Origin of the sequence: Vibrio sp. Isolate30 (assembly GCF_022397975.1) — a bacterium.
GTDB lineage: Bacteria > Pseudomonadota > Gammaproteobacteria > Enterobacterales > Vibrionaceae > Vibrio > Vibrio fortis.
In genome coordinates this window covers 214,173-227,317 of record NZ_JAKEUS010000007.1, presented here as the reverse complement: position 1 = coordinate 227,317, position 13,145 = coordinate 214,173, and the positions used below count along the sequence as shown (strand labels likewise).

General features: G+C 45.2%; 13 protein-coding genes and 1 pseudogene. 7 read left to right on the top strand and 7 right to left on the bottom strand.

Annotated elements, in window-relative coordinates; all coding sequences use genetic code 11:
* Positions 1-310 precede the first annotated feature (310 nt).
* Entirely contained in the window at positions 311-1,465 is a 1,155-nt protein-coding gene (locus L1D60_RS16940) for an IS110 family transposase (RefSeq protein ID WP_239842145.1), read from the bottom strand.
* A 265-nt stretch (positions 1,466-1,730) separates the two neighbouring features.
* Here L1D60_RS16940 and L1D60_RS16935 point away from each other — a divergent pair, with 265 nt between their 5' ends.
* The gene (locus L1D60_RS16935) at positions 1,731-2,126 is read left to right on the top strand and encodes a hypothetical protein (RefSeq protein ID WP_239842144.1); all 396 of its coding nucleotides are present in this window, start codon (positions 1,731-1,733) and stop codon (positions 2,124-2,126) included.
* A gap of 150 nt (positions 2,127-2,276) precedes the next feature.
* Positions 2,277-2,600, top strand: coding sequence for a hypothetical protein (locus L1D60_RS16930; RefSeq protein WP_239842143.1), 324 nt, complete (start codon positions 2,277-2,279; stop codon positions 2,598-2,600).
* 48 nt (positions 2,601-2,648) lie between these two features.
* On the opposite strand, the pseudogene L1D60_RS16925 reads toward L1D60_RS16930, so the two are convergent.
* Together L1D60_RS16925 and rplY are read right to left on the bottom strand one after the other, a co-directional pair.
* Positions 2,649-2,753 (bottom strand): annotated as a pseudogene (locus tag L1D60_RS16925) (CopG family transcriptional regulator); the annotation flags it as partial.
* 192 nt (positions 2,754-2,945) lie between these two features.
* A complete protein-coding gene (gene rplY / locus L1D60_RS16920; RefSeq protein WP_239842142.1) occupies positions 2,946-3,224 on the bottom strand; it encodes a 50S ribosomal protein L25 in 279 nt (92 codons plus the stop codon).
* Between the two features lie 369 nt (positions 3,225-3,593).
* Here rplY and L1D60_RS16915 point away from each other — a divergent pair, with 369 nt between their 5' ends.
* Both L1D60_RS16915 and L1D60_RS16910 read left to right on the top strand, forming a co-directional pair.
* Positions 3,594-4,322 (top strand): glycosyltransferase, encoded by a 729-nt coding sequence (locus tag L1D60_RS16915; RefSeq protein WP_239842141.1) that lies wholly within the window; start codon positions 3,594-3,596, stop codon positions 4,320-4,322.
* Positions 4,323-4,338: 16 nt separating this feature from the next.
* Complete coding sequence (locus L1D60_RS16910; RefSeq protein ID WP_239842140.1) at positions 4,339-5,595, top strand: LssY C-terminal domain-containing protein; 1,257 nt, start codon at positions 4,339-4,341, stop codon at positions 5,593-5,595.
* 104 nt (positions 5,596-5,699) lie between these two features.
* On the opposite strand, the gene L1D60_RS16905 is transcribed toward L1D60_RS16910, so the two are convergent.
* From L1D60_RS16905 to L1D60_RS16890, 4 genes are all read right to left on the bottom strand, one after another.
* On the bottom strand, positions 5,700-7,046 hold the full coding sequence (locus L1D60_RS16905) for an ATP-binding protein (protein ID WP_239842139.1): 1,347 nt from the start codon (positions 7,044-7,046) through the stop codon (positions 5,700-5,702).
* Between the two features lie 59 nt (positions 7,047-7,105).
* Entirely contained in the window at positions 7,106-7,765 is a 660-nt protein-coding gene (locus L1D60_RS16900; protein ID WP_032552202.1) for a response regulator transcription factor, read from the bottom strand.
* A 51-nt stretch (positions 7,766-7,816) separates the two neighbouring features.
* Positions 7,817-8,230, bottom strand: a complete 414-nt coding sequence (locus L1D60_RS16895; RefSeq protein WP_239842138.1) for a hypothetical protein — start codon at positions 8,228-8,230, stop codon at positions 7,817-7,819.
* 131 nt (positions 8,231-8,361) lie between these two features.
* Complete coding sequence (locus L1D60_RS16890) at positions 8,362-10,104, bottom strand: DEAD/DEAH box helicase (RefSeq protein ID WP_239842137.1); 1,743 nt, start codon at positions 10,102-10,104, stop codon at positions 8,362-8,364.
* 95 nt (positions 10,105-10,199) lie between these two features.
* On the opposite strand from L1D60_RS16890, the gene rsuA reads away from it, so the two are divergent.
* The 3 genes from rsuA to L1D60_RS16875 all read left to right on the top strand — a co-directional run bounded on the left by rsuA (position 10,200) and on the right by L1D60_RS16875 (position 12,894).
* A complete protein-coding gene (rsuA, locus tag L1D60_RS16885) occupies positions 10,200-10,895 on the top strand; it encodes a 16S rRNA pseudouridine(516) synthase RsuA (RefSeq protein WP_239842136.1) in 696 nt (231 codons plus the stop codon).
* A 125-nt stretch (positions 10,896-11,020) separates the two neighbouring features.
* Complete coding sequence (locus L1D60_RS16880) at positions 11,021-12,232, top strand: Bcr/CflA family multidrug efflux MFS transporter (protein WP_239842135.1); 1,212 nt, start codon at positions 11,021-11,023, stop codon at positions 12,230-12,232.
* Entirely contained in the window at positions 12,232-12,894 is a 663-nt protein-coding gene (locus tag L1D60_RS16875) for a DUF2913 family protein (RefSeq protein ID WP_239842134.1), read from the top strand. The genes L1D60_RS16880 and L1D60_RS16875 overlap by 1 nt, the downstream gene beginning before the upstream one ends.
* The last annotated feature ends 251 nt before the right edge of the window (positions 12,895-13,145 follow it).

The window sequence follows — 13,145 nt, the reverse complement described above, 5'->3', positions numbered from 1 at the left end:
GGCGTTGATATGACCCCCACTGTCAATAAGAGCGTAGAAGTTTCTGCTCCCACATTTCCAGAGCCTTACTAGTAAATCAGTAGTAGTGTTACCGCATAGGTGAAGCAAGTAATTTCGTCGGTTCTCATGCTGATATACGTGGATTACTCACCGTTGGTGAGCAGAGCCTACCTTACTTGTTCCGTCGTGGCACCTGTCTTCAGTCTATGCTCGTGGTTCAATACAGCTTACGCTCTATTGCCGTCCTAACGCCGTCGGTGGTTGTGCCACACCCGATGCTTCATCCTTTGCGATAACACTAATTCGTTGTTCATGCAGGCAGCCTTGCGATGCGAGTTTTAGGATCGACGTCGCTAATGACAACCTCTCTTGCGATAGCCCAGATATAAGCAATCATTTCTCTAGCGATAGCCACGACAACAACATTCCTATGCTTCCCTTTTTGAAGCAGTCGTTGATAACGTCGACATAACCTTTGCTGGGCTTGCCAAGCGATATCGACGATCTCTTTAGGCAGTCCTTCTTGCCTTAGTTGGAGTTCTACAGAGATGTTCGCTTTGTGCTTATAGGTATGCGCGCCTTCAACGAGTAACCGTCTAGCCCGACTGTTACCACATTTTGTCAGACTGCCACGGCGAGTTTTACCGCCACTAGAGTTTTCTGTTGGGACAAGTCCAAGGTAAGCCATAAGCTTTCTTGGATGGTCGAACCGCCGTAAGTCACCCAGTTCAGCTATTGTTCCGAGAGCTACGAGTAACCTTACTCCTCGCATAGCTTGTATGGCTTTCACTACAGGATAATATCGCCAGTTTTTAACTTGGTGGAGCAGTTCGTTATCGAGTCGTTGAAGCCGTTGTATCCGTTCATTGATTGTGATGATCATCTCTTGTAAGACGATTTGTTGACTATGGTGAGGAAGAATGAGGTCGGTCAGCCACCGTAGATGCTTTTTAGACCAGTTATCATTCACCGTAGCTTGGATATTGTTACGAAGAAGAAAGCCTTTGAGTTGGAACTTTGCGTCTTTGAGATCTTTCATGGCCGTTTCTCTGGCACGTGAGAGGTCTCGAATGGCTTCATCCTCGGCTTCCGGTACATAGATGGGTGTAAGCTCTTCGGCTTTTAATAACTTAGCGAGCTTCACTGCGTCTCGTTTGTCAGTTTTAACTCGATCACCAGGCTTCTTAGGTATAAGTGATGGAGCGATAACATAGCAGAAGTGTCCAAGGCTCGTAATTAAGCGATAAGTCCAGTAACCACATGGGCCTGCTTCATAGACAAAGTGCAGAGTAGCTTTGGGATACTTGGATTGCAGTTGTTTGGTTAATTTAATTAACGCGGACTTATTGGATTTAATACGACCTAATTGTTGTGGTTTTGCCCCTCGATGTTCTTGTAAAACAGCGACTTGAATAAATGACTTATGCGTATCTAAGCCAATGAAAATTATGCTATCGTTAGTCATGCTAGCCTCCAAATTTAGTTGTTTGACGCACTAATTATGGCTCTGGCTTTAAGCTAACCCACGATTTTGGAGGCTAGCACCTCGTGGGGGTCATTATGTCTANTTATGCGTATCTAAGCCAATGAAAATTATGCTATCGTTAGTCATGCTAGCCTCCAAATTTAGTTGTTTGACGCACTAATTATGGCTCTGGCTTTAAGCTAACCCACGATTTTGGAGGCTAGCACCTCGTGGGGGTCATTATGTCTATGTGCAAGAGGGATAAATGAATAAGTTTAGGATGTATCTGTTATTTTTGTTGCCACTTATCATTGTAGGGCGAGAATACTACCCTCGCTATAAGGAAAATCAGCAGCTAGAAGAGTTAAAGTCGCAGTTTCAAGGGTTGTTGTTCGAGGAAGATGGAAAAGTAAAGGTTACTTCTTTAAGGGTTGAAGAAAACGTTATTTCTTTGCAAGTACATATATCAAATGTAGATCTAAGCGATACGAATAAAGAAGTACTTACTCGAAATTCTCGAAAAATGTTGCCAGCCAAGATATGTAATAGCGTGGGAATCAGTGAATGGTTGTCGAATGGAAAGTGGATTTCCGTAGATGTCACAGCCAATGGTAGTAAGCCCGTAACCAATGTGAGAATAACAAACGACAATTGCACATAACAAACTGCTTAAGACGGACTATCAACGCTCGGCGATTTTGGTTCTGGTCTGGTACAGTGTTTACGGTGGTTAGTTTAAGTATCGTGGTTTGCGTTGCTAACCACTTAGCAGGGCGTTATATGCAATACCAGACAAAGGAATGAAGTACCTATGGAGTTAAAAGTAGACGCAGATAATTTTATTCTTCAGCAGGAAGTATTTACTGGTGAGATGATTGCACGTATTGCCGAACATTTGGAAAGAGCTGGTATTAAGGGAGCATTGCTAAAAGAACTAACTGGTAATATTTCTTTTGAAGTTGCAAGTATGATCGACAGTTCTTCAAGCATTAGTTTTGATGGTGATGAAGCACATCCTTACTTGGCGTTTCTGAGTTGTGACAGTGATAATGAGTTAGTTCATTTGGGAGGTAATTCCACGTGCCATGAAATGGTGTATGGTATTTTAAATGCAATGTTTGAAGACAGCATATAACAAACTGTTTAAGAGGGATTCCTAACGCTCGACGCGTCCACGCCACAGTAGTGTTCGGCCTTGGCTTTCTGCCACTTGTTGAGCTAGTCGCTTCGTTTCTTCATCAACACGAAATTGAATTCTAGCGTCCACTATTTCTTTATGTGTACGAATGTTTGCAGTGGGTATGAATGTGGGCAACTAACTAAATACGCGAGATTTACGACGCTTTTGAGGGCTCAAAAACCGTGAAACCCCGATGTTGGTAGCATCGGGGTTTCGAATTTTTAGATTTATCGATTGGTAAGGTCGATTTATCTTTTATGCAAAAGGTTGGATTTATCCAACTAATTCCTTGGTAGGGAATTAGATGCGGATGAAGTCCATGTGCTCAACTTTTGGCTTGAACGCGTGACGTTGAACGTCTTGTGGCTTAACCTTAACTTCTGCGCCGTCGATCACTAGAGTGATTGCTTCGTAGAATTCAGGCTTGTCCATTTGGTTGATCACGTCGTCGTGTACTAGCGCGATAGAAACTGGCGCTGCTTCACCACCGTAAACAACTGCTGGGAATTGACCAGCGTGACGTAGGCGGCGGCTCGCACCTTTACCTAGTTCAGTACGTACTACTGCTTCGAATTTCATAGTTTTACTCTCAAATTAGTAAAAATTAAGTTCACACCTCAATGCGACCTTGAGTGTGTGGTAATGCTCAAAATAAACAAGTTCATGTTTGAGCGAGCGCGGATACTAACACTCTATTCTAGATTGAGCAAGTCAGAACCTCACTTGGAAACAAAATAAACGAGAAAATTAGTACGTTTGTAGAGAAAACCACCGGAAGTGCTCGTTTCTGCAATTTTATCTGTTTTCCACAGTGTCACCAAATCCATTTTAACCTTCATCAAATCATCACGTTAATGAACGGAATATGAATGCCAAACTAAGGATTGGTTAAGGCGTATCTAGTTAATCTTATTGCAACTTAAACAGCAGAACGTAATAGGTGGATTTATGGAACCGATCAGCATTGTGGTTATCACGTTAAACGAAGAGAAGCGCATTGGGCGTCTAATGGAAGAACTGAGTGTTCAGACACACCAAGAGTTTGAAGTTATCGTTGTTGACTCTAACAGCGAAGACAAAACCCGAGAGGTAGCACAAGCGTATGAGAGCGCGTTACCGGCGCTTACTGTTCATCATATGCAAGAGCGAGGTGTGAGCTTAGGCCGTAATACAGGCGCATCGCTTGCGAAATACAACAGGATTCTTTTCTTAGATGCTGATGTTGCACTACCAAGAAACTTCTTAGCGAAAGCTCTATACGAGCTGGATGAGCGTAAACTTGAAGTGGCCGGCGTTTACATGAGTTCTAAAGGTTTACCTTTGGTACATAAGTTTGGATACGGCTTATTTAACATTGGTTTATTCGCAACCCAGTTCTTTTTCCCGACGGCAATTGGCGCTTGTATCTTCTCAACTAAGCGTGTTCATCAAGAGATTGGCGGCTTCGACGAAGAGATCGTGCTGTGCGAAGACTGCGACTACGTGAAAAGAGCCAGTAAAACATGGCGCTTCCGCTTCCTCAATATGACATTTGGCTTTGATCCAAGACGCCTAGATCAAGATGGTGTTGTGGAAACCGGCATGACTTATCTTAAGGCGAACGTGCGTCGATTCTTCAAAGGTGAAATGCGGAATAACGAAATGAACTACCAATTCGGCCACTACAGAGAGCAATAATTAGAAAGGTATCGCTATGTTTGAGGGATTAGGACTGTTTCTAGGCGCATTAGGTGATGCGCTGATCGGCCCCAACCTTTTTGTACCGGGGGAGCCGTTTTTCATTGCTGCAGGGTATCAAGCTTATTCTGGCGTATGGTCGGCCTTGGTATGGGTAATGTTGGGCGGCTTTATCGGTGATCAACTTAGCTACTTTATCGGTTCGAAATGGGGTTTTAAGGCGCAGAGAAAGTTGATGGCTTATCGCCCGAAAACAAGACGGCTGATAGCACGTTGTCGATACCTTATTGCCAGAAAGGGAACTTACATTATTCTGTTCGCACGCTTGCTTGGCCCTATTGCTTGGGTAGTGCCTGTTATCGCTGGCTCTCATAAGGTGTCATGGCATAAGTTTTCATTGTTAGCGACCATTGGTTTGATACTGGGTGGTGGTCAGTTTATCTTTTGGGGAGCGCTACTGGCTCATGGCCTAGAGCATTTTCCAATGTTACAAGGGGTTCAAACCTTTATCTCTGAGCACCAAAGCTTGCTCATTGGTCTATTTGTCGTTGGTGTGTTTGCTATTATTGCGCGCCGCCTTAAGTGGCGTAAAGTGATGCTTAAGTCGAGCGCAATGCTGGTAGCTTGGATGCTTTACGCAAATTATGCCCATTTCTTCTGGAAGGCAGATGATTTTAATACTCAACCTTCAGAACTAGCGGCGCAGGCGATACATTTAGACACGGTTACATACAAGGCGTTTCCGGGGAAGTCTTCTTTCTATGACGCACAAGCAATCAATGTAGTGTATATCGGTGAGAGCCCACGAGAACTGATGGGCGAGCTTGGCTGGATCGAAAATCAAACCTTCTCTCGCAACGAGATCGAATGGGTAGGATACTTAACACTGCTAAACGAAAATACGCCACCCGTCTCCGACCTGTATTGGCGAGGTGAACCACAAGATATGGCATTTCAGCTACCTGGTAATTTGATGAAACGCAGTCACATTCGTTGGTGGCGAGCGGGCTTGGATCCAGAGACTCAACAGACGAAATGGCTTGGTGCGATTAGTTATGACAACGGCTTAAAGCTAACCCCATACTCAGGCATTGTGACGATTTTGCATAACATTGATCCAAACGTTGACGCAGAGCGTGACAGCTTAGAATTACAGGTGAGACAAAACCTTCCTCAGGTATCGATAGAACAACAGCCCTTAGCGAGAGCCGAGGTTCTAAACGATGACCATGATTACTTTACCGATGGCAATATTTTGGTTATTGGTGGGTAACGCCTTGTTAGCTCGCATCGCTCAGGTATTCGATGAAACTGGGATAAGCATACCAATGCGCTTGGTATGCTTATCTGATTTGCTTACTATCAAGCTCTAAGCATCTATTTTTGAGAAAGCTGAAGAATAAGGGTGGCTTTCAAACCGCCCATGGAGCTTTTTTCTAAATTGAGTTGGCCGCGATAGCTGTGTGCCATCTCATTTACGATGTTGAGTCCTAAACCTGTTCCCGGGGTTGTTTCATCCAAGCGTACGCCACGCTTAACCGCTTGGCTCATTTTCTCTTCTGGGATACCCGGTCCATCATCTTCAATAATCAGTTCGATTTGACCTTCACTAAGCTCATTGGAGTGCACGCGAATTATGCTGGCAGCCCATTTGTAGCTATTTTCCAAAAGGTTACCGACCATCTCATCAAGATCGGTCTTCTCTACGGCTACCTCAATCTCTGAATCTAGCTCGTTGATCATGGTCACTTCATTGGCAGCATAGACTTTATCAAAGGCCATCGAGATAGCTTCTACGCGTTCACAAGGCGATGACTTTACCGATAGGATATTCATTGCGCCCGCCATACGAGCTCGACCTAAGTGATAATCAATCTGGCTCTGGATCTGGTCTATCGGTTGCTGTAGTAAGTGTTGGTTCTCTTTAGGGACAGAGTGCACCTCATTTTTGAGAACCGACAGCGGTGTTTTTAATGCGTGCGATAAATTGCCGGCATGGTTTCTGGCGCGCTCTAGTAACTCTTGATAGTGAAAGAGTAGGGCGTTTAAATCAGACACCAATGGTGAAACCTCTTTTGGGTAAGTGTCGCTTAGCCCTTGCTGTTCGCCTTTACGTAACATGACTAACTCACGCTGCATCTTGTTCAGCGGTAACAGTGACCAACTAACTTGAATCCCGATGAGTAGTAGCACGCCCACAAACAGAAGCATTAAGATAATCCATACTTGTCCAGTTAGGTCGTGCAAGGTGGATTCAAGCGGGTCTTCATCGACACCGATAGTTATGGTGACAGGGTCACTAAATTCGGGTAAGTAGATTTCTTGCTCAATATAAATGAGTTTTTCTTTGTCTGGACCTTTAATCGAGGTATGGATCGGCGAGCGCTTGATGTCCATGTCCTTGTCCCACAGTGAACGGGAACGAATTACTTGCTCTTGAGTCGCTGCGCGCCAATAAACACCACTGTAGGGTTGGTTGTATCGCGGGTCCGATAAGCGTTCGGCCATGACAAGCAGGCCAGCACTATTAGTTTCGATGTTAGCTGTAAGCTCATCCATGGTGAGACTGAGCTGCTGCTTTAAATCATCAACCAGATAATCATTGACCAGTTTTGGGATACCGATACCGGCAGCAAGTATCATGGCACCTAACCAAAAAGCCGCAGCAAGGAGCAAGCGGCTTTTGAGACTGATTTTCTTGAGGGACTTTTTATTTAGAATCATCGCTATTTTGGCTCACTTTTATCTAGGGTCAAAATGAGCCATTCACAGAGAAAAAGAGATCAGTCGGCGTTCAACTGATAGCCTAAACCACGCACAGTTTTAATGATCTTCGGGGCGATCTTTTTGCGGATGCGGCCAATGAAAACTTCAACGGTGTTTGAATCGCGATCGAAGTCTTGCTTGTAAATGTGTTCAACTAACTCAGTGCGCGAGATAACCTTGTCTTTGTTGTGCATAAAGTAGGCAACGACTTTGTACTCAAGCGCCGTTAAGCTAACCGCTTGGCCCTGCCAAAGTACCTTCGAGCTGCGAGTATCTAGGCTTAAATCACCGATTTGTTGAATTGGCGATGCAGAACCAGATGCTCGACGCAGTTGTGCACGGATGCGAGCAATCAACTCAACCATTTCGAAGGGCTTAGTCAGGTAGTCATCGGCACCTGCATTTAAGCCTTCTACACGTTGAGTTAAGGTATCGCGCGCACTAAGAATGATCACTGGCGTATTGATATTCTCGTCTCGAATGCCTTTTAGTACCGTTAAGCCATCGAGTTTTGGTAAGCCAAGATCGAGAACAATCGCATCCCACTCTTCTGAAGTTGCACGATAAAGCGCATCGATACCATCTTGCGACAGTTCAGGAACCCAGTCGGCGCCTTCGAGAGTTTCAATAATTTGTTCGCCTAAACGCGGTTCATCTTCAACGACGAGAATTTTCATGATTGGCTCTTCTTATTTGTTGTTATTCGTTATTCGCAGTGGGCAATATTTTTATTGTGGCGATGATTCAGTGTCAGTTTTAATCGCTTCTTTGAAGTTTCGCCCTTTTATCATCAGCATCTCTAACGTTTCCGCGTTGTATTCGACCTTGATGATGTTGTTCTTGTGGTTAATTTTGAGCTCGTAAACCCAGATATCGTCGTCTTCTTCAAGTTCGACTTTGATGATGCGACCGTGCAGGTCATTTTCTACCGCCGCGTACATCTCAGAAAACGGGCGAATGTAGCCTTCTCTAACGGCTTCATAAACTTCATCTTGGTCTTCTTCGAACTCGATGCGCGTACCTTCCTTATGAACGTCTTGAACGAGGTCGTGCCCGTTAGGGTGTGAGTCCGCCCATACAGAGCCGGAAACCACTAAGCCAAAGCTTAAAGACATCAAAGAAATCATTGCTTTACTAAACATAGCGAATCCTAGGTAATGTTGATAGTAAGTAGTATAAAAAAGTGAAGATGAACAGAAAGTGAATCGTACCCACAATGAGACTTTAGCAGCCTTTGTTGTGGGTTTAGTGACACAAGAACGGTGAACTAGGACTAGCGTTCTTGAAGTTCATCATCAAAGATTTTGTCACGCATTTTCCAGAAACGACCGACCTTACGTGCAATCACGAATTGTGGTGGCCTGAATCGATGTTGGTGAGCGACCACTTTGGTTGGAGATGCTTCCTCAAAAGGGCGGTGTCTGTCGGCCAAATGAGGGCGAACAAATTGATCTTTAAAGGTCTGCTTTTGCTTTTGGGTAGTTAATGACCAAAACTCATGAACTTGCGCTTGGTTTTCACCTCGATACGTCACCTTAAGCTGAGATTTACCTTTATCATCTTTAAACACGTTTAGATCCATCTCTAGGCACTCAAATACAAGGGCATCTTTAAGGTTCAGTGCGTCTTTTAGCTTTTTGTCTGGGTCGACTAAGGTTGCGTCGCACTCATGACAAATTCGCGCTGCTATGTCGTTGTCGGCGCCACATTCACCACAATACTTGGCTCGGAATCGGTAGCCACAATGTTCGCGCTCGCCAGTTTCCTCGTCGGTGAAGTAGCCTTGGCATTTACGACCGAAGTGTTCTAGCAAGAAACCATTACTATCGAGCTTGCCCCAGAAGTTGTTATTGAAACCGCAAGCCGGGCAAGGAATGGTGATGATTTCACTGTCAGAGTCTGGTTTTGGATCGCCAACTTCAGGTTGATAAAGATCGTAACTGTTGCCAGCATAGTCCAATATCAAACACTCGTCTTTACCTGGAGACAGACGAAGACCACGACCAACGATTTGTTGATACAGGCTAATCGACTCAGTAGGACGCAGAATTGCAATCAAGTCCACGTGTGGGGCATCAAAGCCAGTGGTCAGTACTGATACGTTTACTAGGTACTTGGTTTTGCGCTGCTTAAAGTCGTTGATGATCTGATCGCGCTCTAAGGTTGGAGTATCGCCAATCACAATTGCCGCTTCGCCCTCAGGGAGCAAACTAAGGACCTCTTGCGCGTGACGCACAGTGGCGGCAAACACCATGATGCCTTGCTTGTCTTTCGCTAGGTGAATGATCTGCTCAACGATTTGTGGCGTCGCGCGTTTTGATTGTTCAATCACCATATCGAGTTCAGCTTCTTTGTAGCGCCCAGTGTTGGCGGGCTTTAGCTGAGAGAAGTCGTAACTTAATACCGGCGCATCAATCATGCGGGCAGGGGTTAAGAAGCCTTCGTCGAGAAGATAGCGAATAGGTAATTCAAAAATACAGTCGCGGAAGAATCTAGGTTCCTCTGAACGGACTTGACCGCGAGTATGGTATTGGTAAATCCACCCCATACCCAAGCGATAAGGTGTTGCCGTAAGACCAAGCACTTTAATACCCGGATTATTTTCACGTAGGTGAGCAATCACTTTCTGATAGCTACTGTTTTTCTCGTCTGGTACTCGGTGGCACTCATCGATAACCAGCAGCGAAAACTGATTTGAAAAGGCATCAAGATTACGGACCACTGACTGTACAGATGCAAATACCACTTGTTGGTCGGTCTCTTTTCGACCTAATCCTGCCGAAAATATCGAGCCTTTTAGGCCATAGCCTTCGTATTTTTCATGGTTCTGTTCAACCAACTCTTTCACGTGTGCCATTACAAGAACTCGCCCCTTGGCTAGGCGTGCTAATTCGGCAATAACCAAGCTTTTACCGGCCCCTGTAGGTAGCACCAGAACGGCTGGCGTTTGGTGTTTACGAAAGTAATGGATAACAGATTTTACGGAGTCGGCTTGATATGGGCGGAGTGTATACATACTGCGTCTTGTAAAGTGGCAAAAATAGTGTGAAATCGCTCAACTAATTGAGCAAAGGTGACTATAATACCTGACTTAGATTAGTTGAGGTATTCATGCGTTTAGATAAATTTCTATGTGACTCATTGGGCGTCACTCGAAAAGAAGCAACACAGATTTTAAAATCAAAAACAGTGACAGTGAACGACGTCATGCAAAAAAGCGGTGCCACTAAGGTTACCGAAGAGTGCGTTGTTGAATGGCAAGGCAATGAACTGCGTGTTCAAGGCCCTCGTTACATCATGGTTTACAAGCCTGAAGGTTTTGTTTGCTCGCATGAAGACAGCTCTAATCGCACGGTTTTTGATCTACTTGATGAGATCAAGATGGACAAGCTTCACTTTGCTGGTCGTCTAGATGTGGATACTACAGGTCTTGTACTTGTGACCGATGACGGCCAATGGTCTCACCGTATCACTTCACCGAAACATAAATGTGAGAAGCTATATCGCGTTTGGCTGGTGGATCCGGTTGAAGACGATTACGTAGAGAAGTTCAAAGAGGGCATCCAGCTGAAAAGCGAAGATGGTCTGACTCTCCCTGCACATCTTGAAGTGCGTGCAGAGCGTGAAGTGCTGCTTACCATCCATGAAGGTAAGTACCACCAAGTTAAGCGTATGTTCGCGGCACTAGGTAACAAAGTAGAAGCTCTACACCGTGAACGTATCGGTGAAATTGAGATGGACGAATCTTTAGAGCTGGGCGAGTACCGTTACCTGACTCAGGAAGAAGTCGATTCTATCTGGAAGTAATCTTCCTCTCTGTTTAATGCCGACCAAGGACAGCGTCGGCTATTCATTTTGACTGGTACTAGGAAAGTCTCAGCCAATATTCTGTTTGCGTGCAAGCGCAGTTCTTAGTATTTAGTCGGAGATTTATGCAAACCCAAACTGCCCCCAGTTCCCAACCTGAAACACCTCAGTTAGGCTTAATGCTGTTTTTGATTCTTGGAGCGATTGGCGCGTTGACGCCACTTGCTATCGATATGTACCTGCCTGCGATGCCAACCATCGCAAAAGACCTTGGTGTGACGGCTGGTGAAGTGCAGATCACACTTACGGCTTACACCGCTGGTTTTGCGTTAGGGCAGCTACTTCATGGTCCGCTGGCTGATAGCTATGGTCGTAAACCCGTGCTGCTCATCGGTGTGGTTTTGTTTGCTATTGCTTCGGTGGTCAGCGCAACGACACACGGTATTGAAGCGCTAACTTATGTTCGTACAGCCCAAGGTTTTGCAGGCGCAGCAGCAGCGGTCATTATCCAAGCTGTTGTGCGCGACATGTTTGATCGTGAAGATTTCGCAAGAACCATGTCGTTCGTTACTTTGGTGATGACGGTTGCACCGCTGGTGGCACCAATGATTGGTGGTTATCTTGCGTTATGGTTTGGCTGGCGTTCGATTTTCTGGGTATTGGCTATCTTCGCTGTGATCGTGATTCTGGCGGTATCATTCAAGATCCCTGAAACTTTGCCAGTAGAGAAGCGTCAACCGCTGCGCTTTAAAACGACAATGCGTAACTATTTCCGTCTGTGCAAAAACAAGACTGCGATGGGGCTTATCTTTTCAGGCGCGTTTTCGTTCTCAGGCATGTTTGCGTTCTTAACGGCGGGCTCTTTTGTTTACATCGATGTGTATGGTGTGCGCCCGGACTTGTTTGGTTACCTATTTGGATTGAACATTGTTGCGATGATCCTGATGACTAGTATCAATGGTCGAATGGTGAAAAAGGTAGGCTCTCATACTATGTTGAGAGTGGGGCTAGGGATTCAACTACTCGCAGGCATAGGTTTGTTCATTGGCTGGAGTTTAGATCTTGGCCTTTGGGGAATTGTGCCATTTGTGATGCTCTTTATTGGCACACTATCTACCATCGGCAGTAATACTATGGGTTTGCTGCTTAGCGGTTACCCAAATATGGCGGGCACAGCTTCGTCTCTTGCGGGTACATTACGTTTTGGTACAGGCTCGGTAGTGGGCGCTATTGTTGCGATGCTGCCGAGTGACAGCGCTGGCTCTATGGTCATTGTAATGGCAGTGTGTGCCGTACTTTCAGCGCTACTTTATTGGACATTAGGAAAGAAGGCATAATGTCAAAATACTATATTGAAATTCAAAAGCTGGTTAACACAGCATTAGATGAGTTAACGGCTCTACACAAATCTGGCAAAGCGGTTGATGCACCGATCGCTAATAACCTTTATTTGGTTCGTTGGGTGACTAAGGCGATCAAATCGCAAGCTTATGATCGCTGTGTCGCTGCAGATCTTATTCGTTGGCAGAAGCAGGGGCGCTCTAAAGGTAATAACTCGGATCTAACGTTTACGTTCCGTCGAATCTCTGCATTTTATGCTCAATTTTTCCCACACGGTGAAGAGCCAAAGCAGCTGAAAGACAGTGATGTTGAAGCCTTCATGGACAAGATGTATGACATGGGCTGGAGCGTATCAAGTGAAGATGAGCTGACTACTGGCGGCAAGATCCAGTTTTTCACTGATGGTGAGCACTCATTTGCACTCTGTGGTAAGCAGTGTGATGACTCGTTTGATGGCGAGCTAATGACGAAACCGATGAACTGGTTTGTGCGCGGAAACCACGCTGAGTTTGTTCAAGCAGCTATGGAGTCGGGCTTTATGCTTCATAAAGTGACAGACTACAAATCAGCAGTGAAATATCACGGCGAATACATCGTTTACCCGGCTAACCAAGGTAATCAGCTAGCTGAGATTCCAATCAGCTTTATTGCTGAATAGTAGATACGGGATACGAGATTAGAGAGACGAAGAGCGGAATTATCCGCTCTTTTTGTATCTCTTTAACGGAACGCAATGTCCACTCTTAAGTCTTTTCGCATCCCGACACTCGATACTCTAATCTGCCCTTAAGCCTTTTCTTATCTCGTCACCCGAATCCCGCATCCGCTTTTAACTCTCTTCTCATCCCGCCACTCGATACTCGAACCTGCTCTTAATCTCTTCGCGTCTCGTCACCCGAATCTCGAATC